Genomic DNA, 22,558 nt, shown 5'->3' with positions numbered 1-22,558 from the left:
CCCGCTCAGGCCCCGGCCTCCCGGTGCCGCCACCGCACCGGGTCCGTCGCCCTCGCGGCCCCCGCCGCGCCCGGTGCGGTCCGGGCCGGCGCCCGGTAGCCCGCGGTGGAGAGCACCAGCATCTCGTCGGCCCCCGGCTGGAACTCGTAGGCCACCCGCTCCACCCGGCTGGGGACGCCGAGCTCCGCGAGGTCCGCGCGCAGCGCCCCCAGCCCCTCGTAGCGCGCTCCGGTGTCGTACACCACCAGCGGGAAGACCCGGACCTCCCGGCGCGCGACCCGGGCGAGCTCCAGCAGGCCCGCCCGCTGGAACTCCCCGCCCAGCCGGTTGCCGTACGAGAACAGCAGGTGCGAGCAGAGCGCCAGGTCGAAGGAGTCGTCGGCGAAGGGGAGCCCGGGCAGCGAGCCGGCCACGTAGCGCTCCGGGCGGGCGGCGATGTCGGCGCCGAAGGCGCGGGCGTTGGCGGTCCACCGGCGGATCATGTCGTCCGCGTCGGTGTACCAGGACCAGACGTACCCCGCGGTCTCCTTCACCAGCAGCTCGCGCTTGAAGGCGGTCTCCCGTTCCACCAGCACGCCCAGTTCCTCGCGGTGCTCGGCGTACTGGCGGTCGACGGCGACGGCGTCGATGCCGAGCAGCCCGGCCTCGGCGACGAAACTCGCCGCGCCGGCCGGGCAGTCCAGGATGCGCTGCTCCAGGTCGCGCTCGGTGAGCGCGAACATCGCCCGGTACTCCGCGAAGGAGCGCGCGCTGACCAGCACGACTCAACCCCTCCCGACGAACGGCATGGTGGTCGGCAGCACCACCAGGGACTGGATGGTGGTGTCCGGCGGCTGCGAGGCCATCAGCACCAGGGCCTCGGTGAAGCGGTCCACCGGGATGGTCGCCTCGACGGCCATGGTCCGGTCGGCCTGCATGGCGGCCGGCTGCGGGCCGCCGTCCACCGGGGTGACGTTGCCGACGTCGATCTGCCCGCAGGAGATACCGTACGGCCGGCCGTCCAGGGCGAGCACCTTGGTGAGGCCGAGGACGGCGTGCTTGGCGGCGGTGTACGCGATCGAGTTGGGGCGCGGCACGTGGGCGGAGGGCGCGCCGTTGTTGATGATCCGCCCGCCCTGCGGGGTCTGGGTGCTCATCACCCGGAAGGCCTCACGGGCGCAGAGGAAGCCGCCGGTGACGATGGTGTCCAGCACCCGGTTCCAGTCCTCGAACGGGGTCTCGGTGATCGGCCGGCGCGGGGCGGCGGCGCCCGCGTTGTTGAAGAGCAGGTCCAGTCGGCCGTACCGGTCGAGCACGGTGTCGAAGAGCCGGGCGACCTCCTCCGGGCTGCGGATGTCGGTCGGGACGGGCAGCACCCGGTCGGCCCCGGGGCCGGCCAGGGCCGCGGTCTCCTCCAGGGCGTCCTTGCGGCGCCCGGCGACGACCACCGTCCAGCCGGCCGCCAGCAGGGCCAGCGCCGAGGCCCGGCCGAGGCCGCTGCCCCCGCCGGTGACGATCGCCACCCGTCCGTGCGGCGCGGTCCCGCCGCCGCCCTCTCCCGTGGTCGTCACAGCGCCCACTCCTCCCCCTCGTTCACCCAGATCCGCAGCATCCGCCGGGAATACGGCCCGGGCTCGTCGACGTACGGCGAACGCCCGTGCAGCACCCGGCTGTTGCGGATGATCAGCAGGTCCCCGGCGGCCATCGGCAGCCCGAAGGCGATCTCCGGCCGGTAGAGCACCTCGTCCAGCACTCCCAACGCCTCCCACTGACGGTCCGTCAGTTCCGGCCCGCCGCGGTCGGGGGAGGAACGGACCGTACGGGTCTGGTAGTAGCAGCCGATCGTCCCGTCCTTGCGGTCGTACAGGATCGGGGTGACCACCACCTGCGGACCGGCCCGGCCGCTGCGGTCGAAGGTCCAGTCCTCGCGGAGCGTGGTCAGCGCGTCCGGGCGCTCCCGCTGGATCAGGTCGTGGACGTGCCGGGCGCTCGCCAGCTTGGTCAGCCCGCCGCCGTCGAAGGCGGGCCGCAGGCAGAGCAGGACCAGTAGGTCGCAGGTGTCGCAGTGGAAGCCCAGTTCGGTGTTGCCGTCGCCGTCCTGGTCGTGCAGCACCGAGGTGAGGTCGCCGCGCCCGTTCTGCGGGACGATCCGGCCGAAGTCCCGCAGCAGGAAGGAGAGCACCTCGGTGATCTCCTGCTCCGGGCGGGCCGGGTCCACCAGGCCGCTCACATGGGTGACGCCCACCGAGTCGGCGGCGTTCCGGACGAACTCCCGTAGCCGGCCCCGCACTTCCTCGGCCGCACCCCAGCGCCCGGCCCGCGCGTCGGCCCAGAGCAGCCGCCGCTCCCGCTCCCCCAGCGGGAGCGACCAGAGCTCCCGCCGGGCGTCCAACTCCAGGCTGCTCCAGCCGATTTCGGTCACCGAATCCATGTCCTCTCCTTCCTACCGGCCGCCGGCCGCGACGGCCTTCGCCCACAACTCCAGGCCCTCGTCGATCTGTTCGGCCGTGACGACCAGAGCCGGGATCATCCGGACCACGTTCAGGTGGATCCCGCACAGCAACAGCAGCAGGCCGTGCTCGGCCGCGGACTGCTGGGCGCGCCGGGCCGCCTCCGGGTCCGGGGTGCCGTCCGGGCGGCAGAACTCGCTGGCGGCCATCAGCCCGAGCCCGCGGACGTCGGCGATCCCGGGCGTCCCGGCGGCCACCGCCCGCAGCCCGGCCAGCAGCCGGGCGCCCTGCTCGGCCGCGTTCTCGACCAGCCGCTCCTCGCGCAGCACGTCCAGGGTCGCCAGGGCGGCGGCACAGGCCACCGGGTTCCCGCCGTACGTGCCGCCCTGCGATCCCGGCCAGGCGCGCCCCATCAGCTCGGCGGGCGCGGCGATCGCGGACAGCGGGAAGCCGCTGGCCAGGCCCTTGGCAGTGATCAGGACATCGGGGAGCACCCCGTTCTCGTGCTCGTGGGCCCAGAACCGGCCGGTGCGGCCGAAGCCGGTCTGCACCTCGTCCACCACCAGCAGGATCCCGTGCCGGTCGGCCCGCTCCCGCAGCCCGGCCAGGAAACCGGGCGGCGCCGGGACGTAACCGCCCTCGCCGAGCACCGGCTCGACGAACATCGCGGCCGTCTCGGCGGGCGCGGAGACGGTGGCGAGCACCTCGTCCAGTCCGCGCAGGGCGTGCGCCACCGCCTCCTCCTCGGACAGTCCGAGCCGGAACGCGGCCGGGAAGGGCGCCACCGCGACCCCGGGCATCAGCGGGCCGATGCCGGCCCGGAACCGGGTGCCGGCCGTGGTGAGCGAGGCCGCGCCCATGGTGCGGCCGTGGAAGGAGCCCTCGAAGACGATCACGTTCTGCCGGCCGGTGGCGTGCCGGGCGAGCCGCAGCGCGGCCTCCACCGCCTCGGTGCCGGCGGTGGCGTAGAACAGCGAGTCCAGGCCGTCGGGCAGGACCTCGCCCAACCGCTCGGTGAGAGCGAGGAGTCGGTCGTGCAGCACGGTGGTGTACTGCCCGTGGATCAGCCGGCCGGCCTGGTCCCGGACGGCCTCGACCACCTTCGGGTGACAGTGGCCGGTGCTGGTCACCCCCACGCCGGAGGTGAAGTCGAGGTGACGGCGGCCGTCGGCGTCGTAGAGGTGGAGTCCTTCGCCGCGTACCGCGACGACCGGGGTGGCCTGCTTGAGCACCGGGGAGAGCTGGGACACGGGGCCTGCCTTCACGGGTTGGTCCTGCCTGCACGGATGTCGTCTCGGATGTCGTCACAGCTGCCGTGACGGGTGTCGTCACGGATGTCGTCACGGATGTCGTCATGGCTGTCGTGACGGGTGTCGTGACGGGTGGTCGGGGTCGGACCGACGAGCGGCAGGTAGCCGGCCTCGGCGGCCCAGGTGAGCGCGGCCGACCACCACCGCGGGGTCGGCGCGGCGAAGCGCACGCCCAGCCGGTCGAGCACCGCGGTGGTGTACGTGCTGTCCACCAGGACGCGGCGCTCCTCCTGCGCCGCCCAGGCGGCGGCCACCCGGGCGGCCGTCGGGTGGCGGCGCTCGGCCCGGGCGAGGGCGGCCGCGAAGGCCTCCTCGTCGGTGAGCCGCACGGGGTGGCCGTGCCCGGCCAGCCACCGCACCAGTTCGTCGTGCGGGACGGCGTGCGGCGACTCCACGTGGTACGCGCCGGGCGCGGCGTACCGGTCGAGGGCGATCGCGGCGATCCCGGCGGCCACCGTGTCCACGTACGAGAACGCGAAGGCGGTGTCCGGCCGGCTCGGCGCGGCGCCGGCCAGCAGGTAGCCGCGGATCAGCTGGTAGATCCGGTTGTCCCCGGCGTTGGCCTGGAACGCGCCGGTCCGGCTGTGCGCCGCGATGTGTCCGCTGCGGTGCAGGTAGGCGGCGTGCCCGCCCGCCGCCCAGGCCCGGACGGCCCGCTCGGCCCGGTACTTGGTCCGCTCGTACGGGGTGCGGAAGTGCTGGCCGATCTCCAGGTCCGCCTCGCTGAAGCGACGCGGCGGGCCGTCCACCCCGCCGGAGACGGCGAGCGTGGAGACGTGGTGGAGCCGGGCGTCCGGGGCGTTCTCGCCGATCCAGTCGAGCAGCCGGCGCACCGCGAGGTGGTTGGTGCGCTCCAGCTCGTCGGGCGAGGCCACCAGCCGGACGTCCGCCGCCGCGTGCACCACCAGGTGGGCGCCCCTGGCGAGTTCGCGTCCGGCCGGGGAGAGGCCGAGGCCGTCCCGGTCGACGTCCCCGGCGAGCGCCCGGACGGCGCCTCCGGCTGCGTTGTCGGCTCCGGCTCCGAGCCGTTCCAGCGCCGTGGCGTCGTCCGCGGCCCGCACCAGGCAGGTGACCTCGGCACCGCGCCGGACGAAGGCCTCCAGCAGGTGCCGGCCGAGGTAGCCGGTGGCGCCGGTGAGCAGCACCCGGGCGGGTTCGCGCACCGTCGCCCGGGCGGCGGTCGGGGAGACGCCGGGGTGCAACAGCTGGCCGGAGGTGGACAGCGCCGCCCGGACGGGCGGTGCGGTGTCCGGAGCCTGCGCCTCGGCCGCCACGGCCCGGGCGAAGCGCCCGGTGATCCGCCCGGCGGCGGGGTGCGGCAGGCCGGGCCGGCCGTACACCAGGTCGGCTACCAGCCGGTGCTCCACCACCCGTGCGGTGAGGCGCAGTTCGTACAGCGGGTCGCCGCCGGCGCAACGGGCCGTGCCGGCCTGTTCGGCGGCGACGGTCCAGTCCAGCGCGGGCTCCTCGGGCAGCCGGAAGGTGCCGAGGAAGTTGAAGCCGACGACGGGCCGTTCGCCGGGCGCGTCCATCGGCCGGACGGGCGTCTCGCGCAGTCGCCGCGCCACGGTGTCCGGGGTGGCCCCGGCGTCCAGCTCGACGTGCTTGACGGCTGTGAACCAGCCGACGGTGTCCAGGAATTCACCCGGGTCGCCGACCGCGTCCCGGCCGTGGGTCTCGACCTCCACCGCGAGCCGGGGGCGGCCGTCGTCGCCGGTGACGGCCTTCGCGAAGGCGGCCAGCAGCACGGCCTCCAGCCCGGCCCCGGCACCGTGCCGGGCGATCAGCCGGGCGGTGGCGTCCGGGTCGAGCGCCCAGCTGAGCGTGCCGGGCGCCTCGAACTCCGCTGCCGCTTCGGCTTCCTGGGCTTTCTCGGTCTTCTCGGCCGTGCGCTTCTCGTCGCCGTCGACCTGCTGGGCATCGGGCGAGGCGAGCGCCGCCCAGGCGTAGAAGTCGGCCGTCGGCGGCAGGTCGACCGGCTTCCGGTCGAGCACCGCCCGGTACGCGTGCGCCAGGTCGTCCAGCAGGATCCGCCAGGACAGTCCGTCGACCACCAGGTGGTGCGCGATCAGCGCGAGCCGGTCGTCCGTGCCGGGCGGGCCGGTGAACAGGTGGGCGCGCAGCAACCGGCCCGCCGACGGGTCGAGGCTGCGGTGGAGTTCGCTGCAGACCCCGGCGACGGTGTCGGCGAGGTCCCCGGCGGCGCGCGGGATCCGCGAGAAGGAGACCGGGTCGAGGTCGGCCACCGCCCGCGGTTCGCCGCAGCCGTCCGGGGTGACCGGCCGGCGCAGCGCCGGGTGCCGCTCCAGGACGGCCGCGACGGCGGCCGAGAGCGCCGCCGGGTCGACGGCGGTACGACAGCGCAGCAGCACGGACTGGTTCCAGTGCCGCAGGTCCCGCGGCGTCCGCTGCCCGTACAACCAGCGCTGGGCCGGGGCGAGTCGGAGCCCGCCGGTGGAGCCGCGCGGGGCCGGGGCGGACGGCGCGGCCGGGACGGCGGCCGCCGCCAGGCCCTCCGCCGTCGGGTGCCGGTAGAAGTCCTCGTAGGCGACCCGCAGGCCGGAGCGCCGCAGGAAGGCGATGGTGCGCATGGCGAGAATGGAGTCGCCGCCGAGGCCGAGGACGTCGGCGCGCGGCCCGACCGCGGGCAGGCCGAGGGCGCCCGCCCAGAAGCTCGCGATCTCCCCGGCGAGGCCGCTCCCGGCGGTGTCGCCCGGCTCCCCCACGCCGGCCGCGCCCGACTCGGCCCGGGCCTCGACCAGTTCGGCCGCCAGCTCGGCCAGCCGCTGCCGGTCGAGCTTGCCGTTCGGTCCGACCGGGAACCGCGGCAGCACCAGGATCGGCTGCGGCACGGAGTAGCCGGGGAGCCGGTCCCGCAGGTACGCCCGTAGCCCCTCCAGCCCGGCCGAGCCGTTCGAGGAATCCGACAACCGTACGATGCCCATCAGTTGGTTGCCGAGCGAGGTTTCCCGCAGCAGCGCCGCCGAGCGGACGACGCCGGGGTACCCGTCCATGGCCCGCTCGACCTCGGCGAGGTCCACCCGGTACCCGCGGACCTTCACCTGGCGGTCCACCCGGCCCAGGAAGACCAGCGTCCCGTCGGCCCGCCGGCGGCACAGGTCACCGGTGCGGTAGACGGGTCGGCCGTCGTGCCGGACGAAGCCGCGGGCGGTCTCGGCCGGCCGGCCGTAGTACCCGGCCGTCACGCCCCGGCCGCCGATGAGCAGTTCGCCCACAGTGCCGTCCGGGGCCTCCCGGCCGGTGCCGTCCACCACGGTCAGCAGCACCTCGCCGATCGCGGTGCCGATCGGTACGGTCGGCTCCTCGGCGGGCAGTTGGCGGGCGGAGGTGACGAGCAGGCAGGTGGCGCCGACGGTGGTCTCGGTCGGGCCGTAGTGGTTGACCAGCCGCGCGGTGGTGCCGCCGTCGAGCAGGGCGGCGGCGAGCGGGCGGGGCAGCGCCTCGCCGCCGAGCAGCACGGTGTGCAACGACGGGGAGTCGGCCGGGCGGCCCTCCAGCAGGGCGGTCAGGTGCGAGGGGGTGGTCTTCAGCACGTCCACCCCGGCCCGGCGCAGCGAGGCCCAGAAGGCCTCCGGGTCGCGCACCTCGCGGTCCGGCACGAGGTGCACCGAACCGCCGGTGGCCAGGGCGAGCAGCCAGGAGGTGTGGCCGAGGTCGGCGGCCAGGGTGGTGACGTGCGCGGCGCACGGCGCGTCGGCCTCGGTGAGGTCGAGCCGCCCGGCCAGCGCCCGGGCGTAGTGCACGGCGTTGGCGTGGGTGACGGCCACCGCCTTGGGCTCGCCGCTCGACCCGGAGGTGAAGGAGAGGTACGCGAGGTCCTCGCCCCGCACCTCGGCCCGCGCCTCACTCTCTCCCGACGGCAGGCCCGGCAGCACCTCGACGTCCACCACCTCCCCGCCGAGCCCGCCCTCGGTGGCGAGCACCCGGGCCACCCGGACGGAAGCCAGCCGCCGGGCCAGGTCCGCCGCCGACCAGTCCGGATCGGCCAGTACCGCGGCCGCGCCCGAGCGCAGCACCCCGTGCAGCAGCACCAGCATCCGGGCGTCCCGGGGCCCGACCAGGGCGACCCGGTCCCCCCGGCCGGTGCCGGCGGCGGCCAGCCGGTCGGCGATCCGGTCGGCCGCGGCGTCGACGGTGCGGTAGTCGAAGCCGCGGACGCCGTCGGTCAGGGCGGTCCGGTCGGGGTGGGCCCGGGCGAGGTGGGCGAGCAGCTCGGGCAGCGAGCGGGCACAGCGGGCGGGGTCGGCCGGGGGACCCGAGGACGCGGACCGGACGTGCTGCGTCGCGGAGGTCACGCCGACTCGTCCCCCGTCCGGCCCGCCCGGACGGGCTCGGCGACCACCGCCGGGTCGCCGACCAGGTAGCCGTCCAGCAGCGGCCGCTCGGGCAGCCGTCCGGCCAACTCCCAGGCCAGCATGCGGTGCAGGCCGTCGAGGTGGATCAGACCCGACCGGACCGCGAGGTCCCCGTAGTCGGTGTGGTCGACCGGGGAGGTGCTGAGGAAGAGGGGCGTGAACGGGGCCCGGCGCAGCAGCCGGAGCTTCGCCGCGCAGACCGGGTTGGCGGTGGTCCAGACCGCCCCGCCGCCGCGGACCCGCTCGGCCGCGTCGGCCACCGTCAGTCCGCGGCGCGGCACCAGTTCGAGCTCCCCGCCCTCGCTGAGGTGCCAGGGCAGCACGACGCCCAGGACGTCCGCCCGGGAGAGCCGGATCCGCCACCAGCCGCCGCGGATGCGGTCGGCGCGTTCGATGTTCTCCTCGCCGTACATGTTGCTGTTCGCCTCGTGGGCCCGCTCCACCGGGTGGTCCCGCAGGTAGGCGTCGTGGACCTCGGGGTAGGCGACGGCGGTGACGATCTCCACGGCAGTGCTCCTCAGACGGTTCCGGTGTACTCGGTGCCGGCGTACTCGGTGCCGGACGGCCCGGTCCCGGCGTACTCGGTGCCGGACGGCCCGGTCCCGGCGTACTCGGTGCGCCCGGTACGCCCGGTACGGCTCGTGCCGGTGTACTCGGTGAAGTGCCGCTCCGCGAACAGCTCGGGCCACTGGCCGTCGGCCAGGTCCAGTTCGCGGGCCCGGGCGAGCATCCGCCGCCAGTACGGCTTCACCGGGCGCCAGCGCGCCCCCACCTGGCAGTAGGAGGCGTCGACGAAGTACCGGGGCCGGCCCGGCCCTTCGGGCGCCGGCCGACGGGTGTGGAACAGCGCCGAGTTGAGCAGCACCGTCGAGCCGGGCGGCAGCCGGTCGATCACCACCTCGCCGGGCAGTTCCGCGGTGCCGTGGTGGGCGAGGGCGGACTTGTCGGCGGTGCGCAGGTGCGAGCCGGGCAGGACGGCCAGACCGCCGACCGTCTCGTCCAGTCCGCCGAGGTAGTGCAGCGTGTGGACCATCAGCAGCGACGGGTCGGAGCGGTCGTTGGGCTCGCAGTCGTGGTGCCAGGCCTTGCCCGGGATCCCTGGGTCCTGGCGGTCGCTGTGCAGGTGGTGGAACACGAAGTCCGGCCCGAGCAGACGGGTCAGGGCGAGCAACAGCGGTGGGAAGGTGAGGAGTTCACCGTGGGCGGGAAGTTCCAGTTCCAGCAGCGGCGGCGGTCCGTACCGTAAGGGGTCGGCGCAGGCGGCGATCGAACGGGCCCGCAGGCCCTCGTCCACCCAGCGGTCGACCTCGGAGGCGAGCCGTTCGCGCAGCGCTTCCGGCAGCAGACCGGGCAGGACCAGGTATCCGGCTTCCAGGAACTGGCGGCGGTGCTCGGTGTCGAGGGCCTCGCGCCCTCCGGATGGCGGTGTCACCGAACCGATCCCCTCCTTCTGTTCGGCGTGGCACACACAGGGACGTGGCGCCACGGGGCGTGGCGCGGGCAGTGGAGGTACACGGCGTCATCCAGACCTCGGGTGGCGGCGGAGCGTCCGTCACAGGCGCCTCGGCCGTCACAGCTGAATCGCGATCACCACGAAGAGGCATGCGTTGATCACGCAAGGTAGTCCGCCTCAGGAGTATGAACCTGTCCTCGCGTCCACGACAAGGCCGATGCCAACCCGTGGACACCTTCCCGCCACCGTGCCGTTCAGCTCCGGCCACTACTCGGCTCCCGTCCCACGGGGAACTCCGCGCCGTTCGCGCCCCGGTGATTCGCCGCCGCAACAGCGGATGCGGCACAGTGAGGTCATGAGCGACAGGACCAACCCCGCCCCCGGACCGGTCAGGCGCCGCCCGGTCCAGCAGCGCAGCCTGGAGCGGTACGGCCGCATCCTGGACGCCTGCGCCGGACTGCTGGACGAGGTCGGGGCGACCGCGCTCACCACCAAGGAGGTGGCCCAGCGCGCCCAGGTGCCGATCGGCACCCTCTACCAGTTCTTCGCCGGCAAGGAGGACCTGCTGGCCGCGCTCGCCGGCCGCAACCTCGACCGCTACCTCCAGCGCCTGGACGCCCGGCTGGCCGCCGCCGCACCGGTCGGCCCGGCCGTCTTCACCGACCTCGCGGTGGAGGAGTTCGTGGCGATGAAGCGCGCGGTGCCGGGCTTCGGCCAGCTGGACTTCGGCCTGGCCGTCCCGGCCGTGCCCACCGACGTCCTGGACGACCGGCACCTGCTGGACACCGGCGTCGACAACAACACCGCCGTCGCCCTTCGGCTCCAGTCGCTCGGCGGCGAACTGTTCCGGGCGGGCGACCCGACCGCCACCACGCTCACCCTGCGGGTGGCCCTGGAGGCCGCCGACGCGGTGCTCAAACTGGCCTTCCGGGAGGCCCCGGACGGCGATCCGGCGCTGATCGCCGAGTGCAAGCGGCTGGTCCGCGGCTACCTCGCGCAACAGCCGTCCGCCCGCTGACGCCCGCCCCGGGCGCCCGAGGCGTTGCGCACCCGCCGCCCCCGCAGCACAGTGGATAGCGGGAGAGGCCGCGCAGGCGGCCGGCACACGACCCGAGGGAGCAGACCATGCACGCGGCGGTAGGTGACCAGCTCCACATCCACAGCAGGTCGGTGGGCATGGTGGACCAGAAGGGCGAGATCGTCGAAGTCCGGGGCACCGACGGCCAGCCGCCGTACGTGGTCCGCTTCGAGGACGGCCACGAGGGCCTGATCTACCCCGGCCCCGACTGCAACATCGAACAGCGCCAGGCGGGACACTGACCGACGCCCCCGCCACCTTGCCCCGCGCGAGGTGGTGAGGAGCGGTGTCCGCCCCCGCGACCCCGCTGCCCGGGGCGCTCGCCGGGCTCGCGCCACTGCTGGACCACTACGGGTACCTCGCGGTGGCGCTGCTCGTGCTGCTGGACAACTGCGGCATCCCGGTGCCCGGGCAGACCATCCTGGTGCTGGCCTCGGTGTACGCCGGCGCCGGGCACCTCGACTTCGCCGCCGTGCTGCTGACCGCGGCCGGCGCCGCCGCGGTCGGCAACAGCCTCGGCTACCTGATCGGCCACACCGGCGGGCGCGCCTTCGTCCACCGCTGGGGCCGCTACGTGCTGCTCACCCCGGCCCGGATGGAGCGCGCCGACGGCTTCTTCGCCCGGCACGGCGGCAAGGTGGTCACCGTCGCCCGCTTCGTGGACGGGCTGCGCCAGTACAACGGGATCATCGCCGGGACGACGGAGATGCCCTGGCGCCGGTTCCAGCCGTTCAACCTGCTCGGCGCGGCACTGTGGACGGCCGTCTGGGGCACCTTCGGCTACGTCGCCGGGGCCCACATCGGCACCGTCTACCACACGGCGCTGCGCTACCAGGTCTGGTTCGCGGTCGCTCTCGGTGTGCTGGTCGCGGCCTTCCTGCTCCGGCAGGTGCTGCGCTACCGGCGCCGGCGCCGCGCGGGCACCGACGCCGACGCTCCTGTGGACGGGCCCCAAGGCCCCGACGGCCCCCAGGGCCCCGACGACGCCGGAGGCCCCGACGGCCCCGAGGCTCCTAGCTGAGCGGGAACACCTCGAACGACACCGCGAAACGCGTCCCCAGCCGGGTCCCGGCGCCCCGGCCGGCGCCCTCCAGGAACTCCCGCGGCTCCGCCATCGCCCCGCCCAGGCCGGCCAGGTACGCCCGGTGCTCCTCCAGCGAGGCGACGCCCCGGTCGAAGGTGTCGGTGGTGTCCACCGCGTGCCCGGCGTCCGGCGAGGCCGCCGCCCAGATCTGCCGCACGCCGTTCCACGGTTCGTGGCCCTCGGCCAGCAGCTCGCGGAACACCCAGCGGTTCCCGGCGTCCCGGACCCCGTCCAGGGTGGCCCGGCCGACCGCGATGTGGTCGGCCTGGTTGAGGAACACCCCGCCGTAGGTGTCCCGGAAGTTGCTGGTGATCACGATGTCCGGCCGGTGTCTGCGCACCAGCCGGGCGATGTCCCGGCGCAGCGGCAGCCCGTACTCGACCACGCCGTCCGGGTAACCGAGGAACTCCACGGTGTCGACGCCGACCACGCGCGCCGAGGCGAGCTGCTCGGCCTCGCGCAGCGGGCCGCACTCGGCCGGGTCCAGCCCGTCGATGCCCGCCTCGCCGCTGGTGACCATCGCGTAGACGACCGTCTTGCCCTGCGAGGTCCAGCGGGCGACGGCCGCGGCCCCGCCGTACTCCATGTCGTCGGGGTGGGCGACGATCGCCAGCGCCGTCCGCCAGTCCTCGTCGACGGGCTCGAAGGGCTCGGGGGCCTGCTCGCTCATGCTGCTCGTTCCTCTCGGTGCGGCTCACGGTCGTCGGGGGGCCGGCCCCGGACCATGATCCGGCGGCCGACTGGGAACCTACCCCGCGTCAGGTGGCGTCGAAGGGGCATGACCCGCTCCCGGCTCGCCTTCGTCTACGCGGCGCTCGCCCTGCTCATCGTGGAGACCGTCGCCGCCGTCATGCTGTTCCTCATCGCCTCCCCGATGATCGGCGGCCTCTCGCTGCGCCACGACACCTGGGACGTGCCGCTCGGCGTGCGGATCGCGTCCGTGGTGGGCGTGTCCGCCGTGCTCAACATGTGGGCGGTCAAGGCGGTGTCCCGGATGGGCATGGCGGGCGAGCGGACCGGGCGCCGCAGGCTGGCCCTGGCCGGCGCCGCGGTGGTCCAGCTCGGCCTGGCCGCGCTGGGCCTGCGGCACGAGAACACGCCGGCCGTCCTCTACCCGGTCGTGGTGCTGCTCCTCCTCGCGGCGCTGTCCGGCCGACTTGCCTCTGACGCGGGCGTCAGGGGTTAGCGTCCGGGCGTCCGGCGGCGGCACCAGCCGCCGCCTCCCCCGCTTCGAGGAGCGCCGCCATGGCCCTGCCCACCACCGCCCGCGTCGTCCGGCTGACCGCCGCGCCCGAGGGGTTGCCCACCCCGGGGGACTTCGCCGTGGTCGAGGAGCCGCTGGCGGCGCCCGGCCCCGGGGAGGTGCTGGTCCGCAACCGGGCCTTCCTGGTCTTCCCCGCCCTGCGCACGCTGATCGGCGGCGCGGGCCCCGGCCTTCCGCTGCCGGGCATCGCCCCCGGGGACGCGCTGTTCGGGCCCGCCCTCGGCGAGGTGCTGGCCGCCCCCGGGGGCGGGCCGCTGCGCCCGGGCGACCTGGTCACCCACCTGTACGGCTGGCGGGACCACGCGCTGGCCGGGGCCGCACAGTTCACCCCCGTCCCGGCGGACTTCCCGGACCCGCTCGCCCTGCTCTCCCCCGCCGCGGCCGGCTACGGCGGGCTGACCCGCTCCGCCGGGGTGCGCCCGGGCGACGTGGTGCTGGTGACCGGCGCGGCGGGCGCGGTCGGCACGGTGGCCGGACAGGTCGCCCGGCTTCTCGGCGCCGCCCGGGTGATCGGCACCACCCGCTCGCCCGCCAAGGCCAAGCGGCTGACCGCCGAACTCGGCTACGACGCGGTGCTGGTGCCCGGCGAGCGGCCGTTCGCCGAGCAGCTGGCCGGGGCCGCGCCAGATGGCGTCGACGCCGTGCTGGACCTGGTCGGTGGCGAGCAGCTGACCGCCGCCGTGGACGCGGCCCGGCGCGGCGCCCGCTTCGCCCTGGTCGGCGCGCTGGACGGGCAGCTCGCGCCGGAGCGCCGGGGAGGCGACGCGCCGACGGTGATCGACGCCTTCCGGGTCCTCACCCTCGGCCTGAGCCTGCGCGGCTTCACCGTACTGGACCACCCGGACCTGGAGTCCGAGTGGCGGGAGCGCCTGGCCGGCTGGCTGCGCGCCGGGGAGATCGTCCTGCCCCGGACGCCGGTGGCGGGCATCGACCGGGCCGCCGAGGCGTTGACCGGACTGTTCACCGGGGACACCTTCGGGACCACCGTCGTGGAACTCTGACCACCCGGTACGACGACCGGGTACGACGACCAGGGAGCGGGCATGCGGATCGGCGACGCGGCGGCAGCGGCGGGCACCACGCCCAGGGCACTGCGCTTCTACGAGCAGCGCGGCCTGCTCCACCCGCCGGCCCGCTCCGCCTCCGGCCAGCGCGAGTACGGCCCGGACGACGTCGCCCGGGTCCGGGTGATCCGCCAACTCCTCGCCGTGGGGCTGACGGTGGACGACCTGGCCAGCCGGGCCCACCGCCTCGACCTGCTCGGCCAGGACCCGCCGGTCCGCTGCTCCGGCGCTCCCGGCCCGGACACCTTCGCCCCCGTCGTCCACGCCCGACTGGCCGCCCTGGACGCCGAGATCGACCGCCTCACCGCACTGCGCGCCAGGCTCGCCCGCCACATCGCGACCGGCGGCGCGGACGTCCCGGCCGAGGCCTGACGGATGCGGAAAGCCAGTCCGAAGGATGCGGGAAGCCCGTCCGGCACCTCGCGACGAGGGTGCGCGTGGTGCCGGACGGGAGTTCGGGGGGGTGTCAGGACGCGTCGGCGGCGAGTCGGGCGTCGGCGGCCGGAGCGGCGGCGCTGTCCTGGCCGGTCCAGCTGATCCGGGTCGCGCAGAGGGAGACGACGGCCGCCGAGGCGGCGACGGCGGCCATGCCCCAGAGCAGGCTGGTGGCACCGGCGATGAAGCCGATCACGGCGGGCCCGGCCAGCAGGCCGGTGGTGCCCATGGCCGCGACCAGCGAGAGGGCGTCGGCGCCCTGCCGGGCGGCGGCGACGTAGACGCACGGGGTCACCGCGGCCACGCCGAGGCCGACGCAGGCGAAGCCGAGCAGGGTCGGGACCACGCCGCCGACCGCCAGCGCGAGGGCGAGTCCTAGGCCGGCCAGCAGGCTGCCGGTGCGCACGATCCGGCCGTCGCCGAAGCGGGTGCGCCAGCCGTCCGCGAAGATCCGGGCGCAGACCATCATCACCGAGACCACCGCGATGCCCATCGGGGCGAGTCCGGCGCCGGCGTGCACGTAGTCCTTGAGGTAGAGCGCCGACCAGTCGTTCATGGCGCCCTCGGTGACGGTGCCGAACACCATCGCCAGGCCCATCCACAGGGTCGCGACGGTCGGCAGCACGAAGCCGCGGCGCTGCTTCTTCTCCGCCGATTCGCCGGTGTCGGAGGTGTCGGAGGCGTCGGCGGCCGCGGCCGGGCCGTCCGCGAGCAGCCCAGGCCGGGCGGCCACCACCAGCACCGCGAGCAGCGCGGCGGCGAGCCCGAAGTGCACCGCCAGGGTGCCGGTGGCGGAGGTGACGCCCGAGGCCAGCAGCGCGGCGAGCAGCGAGCCGGCGCTGAAGGTGGCGTGCAGCCTGGACATCGTGGTCCGCTCGAAGCGGGCCTCCAGCGCGGCGCCCTGGGCGTTCATCGCGACGTTCAGGCAGCCGACCGCGACGCCGTCGAAGAACAGCACCAGCAGCGTGACCGGGTAGTTCGGCACCACCGACAGGGCGAGCAGGATCACGCCGAGGGCGAGTGCGGACAGCACCGAGAGCAGCCGGGAGCCGAGCCGCCGCATCAGCACCGCGACCACGGGGAAGGACACCGCCGCGCCGATGCCGCAGGTCATCAGCAGCAGGCCGATCTGGGCCTCGCCCAGGTCGAGCCTGGCCTTGAGCGCGGGCACCCGGGAGACCCAGGTCGCGTACTGGAATCCGAGGACGAAGAACAGTGCGCCGATGGCCACTTGGGACCGGCGGAACTCGTCGCGAACGGGGGACATCGGTATCAGCCCACTTCGGCTCTGGGACGCGGCCCGGGGACCGGGTCGGTGGAGTGCGGCAGCGGCCGGGCCGGGACGGGGTCCAGCGGCATCGCCATGTAGACCGCCCGGGTGCCGTAGCTCTCGGGCAGTTCGATCTCGGGCCGGGCGCGGTAGCCCAGCGGGGTCCACAGCACGTGCGAACCGCGGACGGCGACCAGCGAGGCGGTGCGGTAGCCGGACGCCCGGGCGGTCTCCTCCAGGTGCCGCAGCATCCGCAGGGACAGGCCCCGGCCGCGCAGGTCCTCGGAGATCACCAGGTCGTGGGCGTGCATGTTGGTCGGCCGCTCGCCCGCGCCGGGCGTGGCGCCGCCCTCGTCCTCGCTGCGGCCGAGGTCCGGGCAGCGGAACAGCGGGTACGGCAGGGCGAGCAGGTAGCCGCCGAGGCCGCCCGGGTGCTCCAGCACGAAGCAGGTGTCCGGCGAGGCGCGGTGCCGGGAGCGGAGCGCCTCGCGGCCCTCGGACAGGCCGCTGGCGGCGTAGGCGCGCTCCTCCAGCGCGACCACTTCGTCCCAGTCCTCCTCCCGGAGCAGCCGGATGCGGTACTCGCTCATGCGCTTCCTTCCTCGCGGCGCCCGCCGACGCAGGTGTACGGCAGCGGCGCGAAGCCGTTGAACCCCTGGGTGGCGTAGGCCGTGGCGTACGCGCCGCAGGAGTGGATCCAGACCGGGTCGCCGGAGCCGAGCGCGCGCGGGACACGCACCAGGCCGTCCTCCTGCGCGTACGCGTCATCGCTGTCGCAGGTCGGGCCGGCCACCGCGGCGTTGACGAACTGGCCGCCGGGGTGGGTGGGGAACTCCAGCCGGTACTGCAACTGGTCCATCTCGTACAGGCCGTTGAACTTGCCGCAGCTCAGGTAGAGCCAGTCGTCCCTGGTGCCGTCGAGGCGGCGGCGGGAGGTGAGCCGGGAGACGTGGGCGCGGATCGCGCCGTGGTCGGCGACCAGGTGGCGCCCGGGCTCCAGCAGGAACTCCAGCGGCCCGGCGTTGACGGCGCGCAGCCGTTCCATGCCCTCGCGGATCACCGTGAACATCTTGTCCAGTGGCGGGTCGAGCGGGCGCCCGCCGCGGTCGAGGACGCCGAGGGCGGGCAGGCCGCCGCCGAGGTTGATCCGGGTCGGGGTGATACCGCGCCAGTTGAGCGCCTCCAGCACGGCGGCCAGCGAGTCGATCGCCGCGGCCCAGGCCTCGGCGGTCATCTGCTGGGAGCCGACGTGCACCGACAGGCCGGAGGGCACCAGCCCGGCGGTGCGGGCTTCGTCGAGTACCCGCAGCGCGTCCTCGGGTGAGCAGCCGAACTTGTGGCTCAGGCCCCACAGGGCGCCCTCGCCGCTGGTCGCGATCCGGCAGAACACCCGTGCGCCGGGGGCGTGTTCGGCGATCGCCGCGACGTCCTCCACGCTGTCGGTGGCGAAGTCGCGCACGCCCAGCCGGTGGGCCTCGGCGATGTTGCGGTCGGACTTGACGGTGTTGCCGTAGTGGATCAGCCCGGGCGGTACTCCGGTGCGCAGCGCCTGGGCGATCTCCTGCGGGCTGGCCGCGTCGAAGCCGGAGCCGAGCGCGGCGAGGTGGTCCAGTACCTCGTCCACCGGGCAGGCCTTCATCGCGAACCGGACGGCCACACCCGGCAGTTCGGCGCAGAGCGCGGCGTACTGGCGGCCGATGCCGTCGAGGTCGTAGATGATGGTGTCCTCGGTGGCGGCGGCCAGTGCGGCGCGCAGCGCGGAGTGGTCGTGCTCATCGGGGCGCGGCGGGTTCGCCGGGGGCGCGTCGGTGTGCACCGCGGAGACGGCCGGGATGCGGTGCGTGGTCCCCGTGGTCCGGTGTGTCACGGTCTGGTGCGTCACGGTCTGCGGTGTCACGGTCTGGTGTTTCACGGTCGGGCGTGTCACGTGGAGCTCCCCCTCGGCCGGCGCGGCAGCCGGTCGGCGGGGGTGGCCTTGCTCGCCCGCACCAGCGGGCCCCACGCGTCGATCAGTGTCGCGAAGTCCTCGATGTCCGCCTGCGCCTCGTCGAGCAGGCGCGCCCGCAGGGGCGCCAGGTGGTCCGCGAACTCGGCGTACTTCCCGCCGAGTCGCCGGTAGCAGCGGTCGAGTTCGGCGAGCCTGCGGTGGTTCTCCGCGCGGTCCGTCGCGGCGCTGCGGCGGGCGGAGTCGGCGATCGGCTCGGGGCGGACGTGGTGCTGCTCGTCGAGCAGGGCGTCACCGGCGGCCTCCATCTCGGAGTAGACCGGGTAGAGGTAGAGCATCGACAGCAGGAACTTGGCGTAGCGCAGCTGGTAGGCGGTGAAGCCGGGGCCGGTGCGCCGTTCCGGGGTGTGGTAGTTGACGATGTGGCGGTTGTGGGTGACGCCCGGCAGGGTCGCGTCACGCACCAGGTGGTGCAGGAAGTAGTCGCTGCCGATGGTGTCGGTGGCGGGCGGCAGCGGCACCCGTTCGTACACCTCGTGGTGGAGGCCGATGTTGCACATGTCGATGTGCCAGATGTCGGGCAGGTCGAGCACCGCGCGGTCGGTGGTGAACGGTTCGGTGCCGCCGCCGGTGAAGGATTCGGCGACCAGTTCGCGCTTCTCCTCCTCGCTCGCGCCGGTGGGCGCCCAGAGCGCGACCACGTCGTGGTGGACCTCGGGGTCGAGTTCGCGGATCTCGCCGACGTCGACGGAGAGTTCACCGACGAAGGAGGCGCCGACCAGGGCGACCTGCTTGTCCGCGTGCACCGGGTCGAGGGTGTTCCGGGTGACGGCGGCGGCCGCGTCGGCGGCCTTCAGCCCGAGCGTGGCCAGCTCGTGCTCGATCGGGAACACCGGTTCGCCGTCGAGCAGTTGGTAGAGGCTGTCGGAGTCCCGGCGGTGCACCGACTCGCAGCCGAGGGCGGCGGCCAGCAGGAACGCCCGGTTGGTGCAGGCTCCGTAGGAGACGGCGTCGGGCAGCATGAGGTCCAGCAGCCGGTCCGGTCCGGCCTCGCCGGCCGCTCCGGAGCGCTCGATCACCGAGCGCAGGAAGCCGCGTTGGGCGTCCTCGTCCAGGTGGTGGACGACCACGCCCTCGACGGCCGGCAGGGCGGCGAGGGCCCCGGCGTGCCGTTGCCTGGCCGCCGGGTCGGCGGAGTCCAGCACCAGCAGATGCACCCGGACGCCGAACCGCCGTACGGCGTGGGCGGCTTCGGCGCCGATCGCGGTGATGGTGTCCGCGCACTCGCGGTTGGTGGGCAGGGTCAGGCAGACGTCGCGCATTCCCGCTCCCCCGTGGCGGCCGGCCGGTCGTTCCCGTACTCCTCGAAGGGCTTGCCGCTCCAGGACCGCAGGCCGAGCAACTTCTCCCCCAGCTCGGTGAGTTCGGCGGTCCCGTAGCGCTGCGCCTCGGGCCGGTCGGCGTCGCCGACCAGGGTGCGGTTCCAGTCCGGGGTGGCGAGCGTGCGCCAGGACTCCACCCGGGAGCGGCGCAGCTTCTCGGACTCCTCCAGGGCCGGCATCATCGACAGGTACTGCACCGCGCGCACGCCGTTCTCGGAGGTGTTGCGCTCCACGCCGTGGGCGAGCAGGCCGTTCCAGATCAGCAGGTCGCCGGCCTTCAACTCGGGCCGCACGACGGGGAACTCGGTGCGGTCGACGTCGGGGCGGATCGGGTCGCGGTCGGCCGGCTGGGCGGCCTGCCACGCGTTGAAGCGGCGGAAAAGCTCCGGGTCGCACTGGAAGCCGCCGTGGTCGGGGGCGGTGTCGTCGAGCGCGATGATGCCCTGGACGCGCTGCGGCAGGATGCCCTGGGTGGTGTCGACGTCCCAGTGCAGTTCGATGTCGAAGCCGCGGTCGGTGGGCTCGATCAGCGCGCGGTCGCGGTTGCGGACGTTGGGCGGGTTGAGGTTGAGCCGGTCGAGGGTGACCCAGAGCTCCTCGCAGTCCCAGACGTCCACGAAGGCGTCGTAGACGCGCTGCGACTGGCGGCTGTCCCAGAGGAGTTGGTGGTGGTAGGCCTCGACGAAGCCGTAGATGTGCAGGTGCCGGTCGAGTTCGTCGCGGTAGTCGCGCTCGCGGTACCAGTCCTCGGGGCGGTCCGGTGACAGGCCCTGGAACTCCCAGGCGAAGTCGAGCAGTCGGCGCGCGGCCTCGGCCGGGATCGCCTGCTTCACCACCACGTAGCCGTAGGTCTGCCAGAACGCGTGGTCCTCCTCGGAGAGCACCCGCAGCGGGTGCTTCTTGCGGATGTCGCGCAGGGCCGTGCGGGCGAGGTAGCTCTCGGTGTCGGCGCTGAAGTAGGGGCGCTCCGACGCGGCCCGGTACAGGTACTCCCCGGCGGGCGCGTCGGGGCGTTCGGCAGGGCTCGGCATGGGCAGTCACTCCATGGTTCGTAGTCGGCGCAGCGCTTCCTCATGCGCTCGGTGCGGGCACGGCGGGTCGGCGGCCGGTGAACGGCCGCGGCGGGAATTCGGGCGTACGACGGAGGGTCCGTCCGCACACGGTCCTTGCCGCCTCGCCCCACGGGCACGGAACAGCGCCACGTCAGGGGGCCAACTCGCCCGCCCGGCAGGGCGTCTCACCCCACATCAGCCACTGCCGGACCGCGCTCTCCATACGTTGGACTAGACCAACTAATGGTGTCAACCCTTTCCCGCGGGTTGCCGATTGGGAAATCGGCGCAGCTCACAACGCCTCTCGGGGTTCGCTTTATGTTTCGGAGACTGACATAAGCGCGGGTATGTTTCCGGAATTGACATAAGCGCGAACGGTGAACCGGACGGGCCGGCCGTACGTTGGGCGTATGGCACGCGCGCTGACGGCTCCCTCGTGGCTGACCGAGGGCCTGCGGCCCCGGGCCGCGCCGATCCCCCGGGCCGCGGTCGCCCGCGCCTCCGTCGCACTCGCCGTCCCGCTCGCGGTGGGCACCGCCACCGGGCGGCCCGCGTACGGCGCGCTGGTGTCGATGGGCGCGCTGTCCGGAGTCATCGGGGACACCGCCGACGCGTACCGGATGCGGGTGTTCAACATCGCCGTGCCCCAGCTCTTCGGCGCCCTCGGGATGCTGTGCGGCACCCTGGTGTTCGGCTCCGGCTGGGCGGCCGTCGCGACGGTGACCGTCGTCGCCCTGGTCTCCGGCATGATCTCCTCGATCGGCGCGGTCGCCTCCGTCTCCGGACTGCTCCTGCTGCTCAACGCCGTCGTCGGGGCCGGCCTGCCGCTGCCCTCGCCCTGGTGGCTGCCGCCCGCCCTGCTGCTGCTCGGCGGCCTGGTCGTGCTCGCCCTGACCCTGCTCGCCTGGCCGCTGCGCCTGGGCGTCCCCGAGCGGGTGGTGGTGGCCGACACCTACCGGGCGGTCGCCGACCTGCTGGCGGCCACCGGCACACCGGAGTACGACGGCCGCCGCCGCGAGCTCACCCGCTCGCTCAACCAGTCCTACGACCTGCTGCTCGCCCGCCGGGCCCGGCAGCACGGCCGCTCACCCACCCTGGTACGGCTGCTCGCCCAGCTCAACGCGGTGATCCCGGTGGTCGAGGCGGCCCCGGCGGCCCAGCTGCGCCCGCCCGAGTTCGGCCCGCTGTCCGCCGGCTACCCGGCCGCCGTGCGCGCGCTGGCCGACGCCGTCGAGCAGGGCCGCACCGGCCCGCCCCCGCCGCTCGACCTGCCGGTCCCGGCCGGCCCGTCCACCCGCGCGCTGGTCGAGGCGGTCGGGCACGCCGCCGCCGTCGTGTACGAGGCCGCGCCCGACCCGTACGCCGACGAGGACCGGCTCGGCCGGCCCGCCCACCTGGCGGTCCGGGCCCGGCGCGCGGCCAGGGCACTGCTGTTGTCCGACACCTCCTGGCGGTACGGGCTGCGGCTGGCGCTGTGCATCGGGCTGGCGCAGGTGCTGGTCTCGGCGATCGCGGTGCCCCGCTCCTACTGGGTGGCGCTGACCGTGACCTTCGTGATGAAGCCCGACTTCGGCTCGGTGTTCTCCCGCGCGGTGCTGCGCGCGCTCGGCACCGCGGCCGGACTGCTGATCGCCATCCCGGTGCTGGCCGAGGTGCCGCACGGCTGGTGGGACGTCCCGGTGATGGCGGCGCTGGCCGCGCTGATCCCCGCGCTGTCCGCCAAGGGGTACGCCTTCCAGACCGCGGCCATCACCCCGGTCATCCTGCTGCTCTCCGACCTGCTCAACCACCAGGGCTTCCACCTGGTGCTGCCCCGGCTCTACGACTCGCTGATCGGCTGCGGCATCGCGCTGCTGGTCGGCTACCTGCTGTGGCCCGAGTCCTGGCACACCCGGATCGGCGACCGCCTCGCCGACGCCGTCCAGGACACCGCCTCGTACGTGTCGCTGGCCCTCACCACCGTGCCCGGACAGGACGAACCGGCCCGCGCCCGCTACCGGCGGCGGCTCTACCGGGACCTGTCCACGGTGCGCAGCGAGTTCCAGCGGGCGCTCACCGAGCCGCCACCGGTCGGCCCCCGGGCGGAGGCGTGGTGGCCGGTGGTGATCGCGGTCGAGCGGATCGTGGACACCACCACGGCCACCCGGGTGCGGATCGAGCACGGCGCGCCGGTGCCGACCCCCGAGGACGTCGCCGCCGTCACCCGGGAGCTGACCGGCCTGGCCGAGGCGCTGCGCACCGGGGCGCCGCTGCCGGCGGCGGAACCGGACGTGCTGTCGCCGGACTGCGCGCTGGCCCGGCTGCACCACGAGGTGCACGCGGCCCGCTCGGTGGCGGCGCCGGTGGCCTGAGCGGCTCCCGGTGCGGCCGCCGTCGGCCGAGGGCGCCGGCCGCCGGGCTCGGCCGCGGCATCGCC

Annotated in this window: 20 protein-coding genes; 7 read left to right on the top strand and 13 right to left on the bottom strand. The window is 74.8% G+C overall.

The features are described from left to right. Nucleotides 1-5 precede the first annotated feature (5 nt). The 7 genes from ACGF0D_RS21040 to ACGF0D_RS21010 are packed head-to-tail and all read right to left on the bottom strand — an operon-like array spanning nucleotide 6 to nucleotide 9,547. Nucleotides 6-761, bottom strand: coding sequence for a class I SAM-dependent methyltransferase (locus tag ACGF0D_RS21040; RefSeq protein ID WP_392918315.1), 756 nt, complete (start codon nucleotides 759-761; stop codon nucleotides 6-8). Nucleotides 762-764: 3 nt separating this feature from the next. Continuing rightward, nucleotides 765-1,559 carry an SDR family oxidoreductase gene (locus tag ACGF0D_RS21035; RefSeq protein WP_392876011.1) on the bottom strand — a complete coding sequence of 265 codons (795 nt, stop codon included), beginning with the start codon at nucleotides 1,557-1,559 and terminating at the stop codon, nucleotides 765-767. Further along, complete coding sequence (locus ACGF0D_RS21030; RefSeq protein ID WP_392918312.1) at nucleotides 1,547-2,410, bottom strand: TauD/TfdA family dioxygenase; 864 nt, start codon at nucleotides 2,408-2,410, stop codon at nucleotides 1,547-1,549. The genes ACGF0D_RS21035 and ACGF0D_RS21030 overlap by 13 nt, the downstream gene beginning before the upstream one ends. Nucleotides 2,411-2,422: 12 nt before the next feature. Beyond that, nucleotides 2,423-3,679: an aspartate aminotransferase family protein gene (locus ACGF0D_RS21025; protein ID WP_392918354.1), complete on the bottom strand. Its 1,257-nt coding sequence runs from the start codon at nucleotides 3,677-3,679 to the stop codon at nucleotides 2,423-2,425. 11 nt (nucleotides 3,680-3,690) lie between these two features. Then, entirely contained in the window at nucleotides 3,691-8,055 is a 4,365-nt protein-coding gene (locus ACGF0D_RS21020; protein WP_392918309.1) for an AMP-binding protein, read from the bottom strand. Further along, nucleotides 8,052-8,621, bottom strand: a complete 570-nt coding sequence (locus ACGF0D_RS21015; RefSeq protein WP_392918307.1) for a DUF6309 family protein — start codon at nucleotides 8,619-8,621, stop codon at nucleotides 8,052-8,054. The genes ACGF0D_RS21020 and ACGF0D_RS21015 overlap by 4 nt, the downstream gene beginning before the upstream one ends. Nucleotides 8,622-8,632: 11 nt before the next feature. Beyond that, entirely contained in the window at nucleotides 8,633-9,547 is a 915-nt protein-coding gene (locus ACGF0D_RS21010; RefSeq protein WP_392918304.1) for a phytanoyl-CoA dioxygenase, read from the bottom strand. A gap of 376 nt (nucleotides 9,548-9,923) precedes the next feature. Here ACGF0D_RS21010 and ACGF0D_RS21005 point away from each other — a divergent pair, with 376 nt between their 5' ends. From ACGF0D_RS21005 to ACGF0D_RS20995, 3 genes are all read left to right on the top strand, one after another. Further along, entirely contained in the window at nucleotides 9,924-10,586 is a 663-nt protein-coding gene (locus ACGF0D_RS21005; RefSeq protein WP_392918302.1) for a TetR family transcriptional regulator, read from the top strand. A 107-nt stretch (nucleotides 10,587-10,693) separates the two neighbouring features. Then, a complete protein-coding gene (locus ACGF0D_RS21000; protein WP_392876029.1) occupies nucleotides 10,694-10,888 on the top strand; it encodes a DUF1918 domain-containing protein in 195 nt (64 codons plus the stop codon). 44 nt (nucleotides 10,889-10,932) lie between these two features. Continuing rightward, the gene (locus tag ACGF0D_RS20995; protein WP_392918299.1) at nucleotides 10,933-11,667 is read left to right on the top strand and encodes a DedA family protein; all 735 of its coding nucleotides are present in this window, start codon (nucleotides 10,933-10,935) and stop codon (nucleotides 11,665-11,667) included. On the opposite strand, the gene ACGF0D_RS20990 is transcribed toward ACGF0D_RS20995, so the two are convergent. Beyond that, a complete protein-coding gene (locus tag ACGF0D_RS20990) occupies nucleotides 11,660-12,400 on the bottom strand; it encodes a PIG-L deacetylase family protein (protein ID WP_392876035.1) in 741 nt (246 codons plus the stop codon). The genes ACGF0D_RS20995 and ACGF0D_RS20990 overlap by 8 nt on opposite strands. 108 nt (nucleotides 12,401-12,508) lie before the next feature. Between ACGF0D_RS20990 and ACGF0D_RS20985 the strand changes: the two genes are divergently transcribed. From ACGF0D_RS20985 to ACGF0D_RS20975, 3 genes are read left to right on the top strand one after another with little or no spacing between them, the layout of a single operon-like run. Beyond that, a complete protein-coding gene (locus ACGF0D_RS20985; RefSeq protein WP_392918297.1) occupies nucleotides 12,509-12,916 on the top strand; it encodes a hypothetical protein in 408 nt (135 codons plus the stop codon). Nucleotides 12,917-12,975: 59 nt separating this feature from the next. Then, complete coding sequence (locus tag ACGF0D_RS20980) at nucleotides 12,976-13,995, top strand: MDR family NADP-dependent oxidoreductase (RefSeq protein ID WP_392918295.1); 1,020 nt, start codon at nucleotides 12,976-12,978, stop codon at nucleotides 13,993-13,995. A gap of 42 nt (nucleotides 13,996-14,037) precedes the next feature. Next, a complete protein-coding gene (locus tag ACGF0D_RS20975) occupies nucleotides 14,038-14,430 on the top strand; it encodes a MerR family transcriptional regulator (RefSeq protein ID WP_392918293.1) in 393 nt (130 codons plus the stop codon). 94 nt (nucleotides 14,431-14,524) lie between these two features. On the opposite strand, the gene ACGF0D_RS20970 is transcribed toward ACGF0D_RS20975, so the two are convergent. From ACGF0D_RS20970 to ACGF0D_RS20950, 5 genes are all read right to left on the bottom strand, one after another. Continuing rightward, complete coding sequence (locus tag ACGF0D_RS20970) at nucleotides 14,525-15,760, bottom strand: MFS transporter (RefSeq protein ID WP_392918290.1); 1,236 nt, start codon at nucleotides 15,758-15,760, stop codon at nucleotides 14,525-14,527. A 5-nt stretch (nucleotides 15,761-15,765) separates the two neighbouring features. Then, nucleotides 15,766-16,353, bottom strand: coding sequence for a GNAT family N-acetyltransferase (locus ACGF0D_RS20965; protein ID WP_392876046.1), 588 nt, complete (start codon nucleotides 16,351-16,353; stop codon nucleotides 15,766-15,768). Next, on the bottom strand, nucleotides 16,350-17,579 hold the full coding sequence (locus ACGF0D_RS20960; RefSeq protein WP_392918351.1) for a type III PLP-dependent enzyme: 1,230 nt from the start codon (nucleotides 17,577-17,579) through the stop codon (nucleotides 16,350-16,352). Before ACGF0D_RS20960 ends, ACGF0D_RS20965 begins: the two co-directional genes overlap by 4 nt. 107 nt (nucleotides 17,580-17,686) lie before the next feature. Next, nucleotides 17,687-19,030, bottom strand: coding sequence for a DUF6271 family protein (locus ACGF0D_RS20955; RefSeq protein WP_392918287.1), 1,344 nt, complete (start codon nucleotides 19,028-19,030; stop codon nucleotides 17,687-17,689). Beyond that, nucleotides 19,012-20,121, bottom strand: a complete 1,110-nt coding sequence (locus ACGF0D_RS20950) for a phytanoyl-CoA dioxygenase family protein (protein ID WP_392918285.1) — start codon at nucleotides 20,119-20,121, stop codon at nucleotides 19,012-19,014. The genes ACGF0D_RS20955 and ACGF0D_RS20950 overlap by 19 nt, the downstream gene beginning before the upstream one ends. Nucleotides 20,122-20,552: 431 nt before the next feature. Here ACGF0D_RS20950 and ACGF0D_RS20945 point away from each other — a divergent pair, with 431 nt between their 5' ends. Beyond that, nucleotides 20,553-22,493 carry an FUSC family protein gene (locus ACGF0D_RS20945; RefSeq protein WP_392918282.1) on the top strand — a complete coding sequence of 647 codons (1,941 nt, stop codon included), beginning with the start codon at nucleotides 20,553-20,555 and terminating at the stop codon, nucleotides 22,491-22,493. Nucleotides 22,494-22,558: the final 65 nt, after the last annotated feature.

The organism is Kitasatospora sp. NPDC048298 (assembly GCF_043201465.1).
GTDB lineage: Bacteria > Actinomycetota > Actinomycetes > Streptomycetales > Streptomycetaceae > Kitasatospora.
The sequence above is the reverse complement of the archived record's forward strand: the minus strand, read 5'-3'. Positions and strand labels throughout refer to the sequence as shown.

Bases quoted from the DNA above. Each gene is read 5' to 3' on its own strand.
- ACGF0D_RS21030 (WP_392918312.1), bottom strand. From the start codon at position 2,410: ATGGATTCGGTGACCGAAATCGGCTGGAGCAGCCTGGAGTTGGACGCC.
- ACGF0D_RS20955 (WP_392918287.1), bottom strand. From the start codon at position 19,030: ATGCGCGACGTCTGCCTGACCCTGCCCACCAACCGCGAGTGCGCGGAC.
- ACGF0D_RS20970 (WP_392918290.1), bottom strand. From the start codon at position 15,760: ATGTCCCCCGTTCGCGACGAGTTCCGCCGGTCCCAAGTGGCCATCGGC.
- ACGF0D_RS21005 (WP_392918302.1), top strand. From the start codon at position 9,924: ATGAGCGACAGGACCAACCCCGCCCCCGGACCGGTCAGGCGCCGCCCG.
- ACGF0D_RS20980 (WP_392918295.1), top strand. From the start codon at position 12,976: ATGGCCCTGCCCACCACCGCCCGCGTCGTCCGGCTGACCGCCGCGCCC.
- ACGF0D_RS20950 (WP_392918285.1), bottom strand. From the start codon at position 20,121: ATGCCGAGCCCTGCCGAACGCCCCGACGCGCCCGCCGGGGAGTACCTG.
- ACGF0D_RS20985 (WP_392918297.1), top strand. From the start codon at position 12,509: ATGACCCGCTCCCGGCTCGCCTTCGTCTACGCGGCGCTCGCCCTGCTC.
- ACGF0D_RS21000 (WP_392876029.1), top strand. From the start codon at position 10,694: ATGCACGCGGCGGTAGGTGACCAGCTCCACATCCACAGCAGGTCGGTG.
- ACGF0D_RS20945 (WP_392918282.1), top strand. From the start codon at position 20,553: ATGGCACGCGCGCTGACGGCTCCCTCGTGGCTGACCGAGGGCCTGCGG.
- ACGF0D_RS20990 (WP_392876035.1), bottom strand. From the start codon at position 12,400: ATGAGCGAGCAGGCCCCCGAGCCCTTCGAGCCCGTCGACGAGGACTGG.
- ACGF0D_RS20975 (WP_392918293.1), top strand. From the start codon at position 14,038: ATGCGGATCGGCGACGCGGCGGCAGCGGCGGGCACCACGCCCAGGGCA.
- ACGF0D_RS20965 (WP_392876046.1), bottom strand. From the start codon at position 16,353: ATGAGCGAGTACCGCATCCGGCTGCTCCGGGAGGAGGACTGGGACGAA.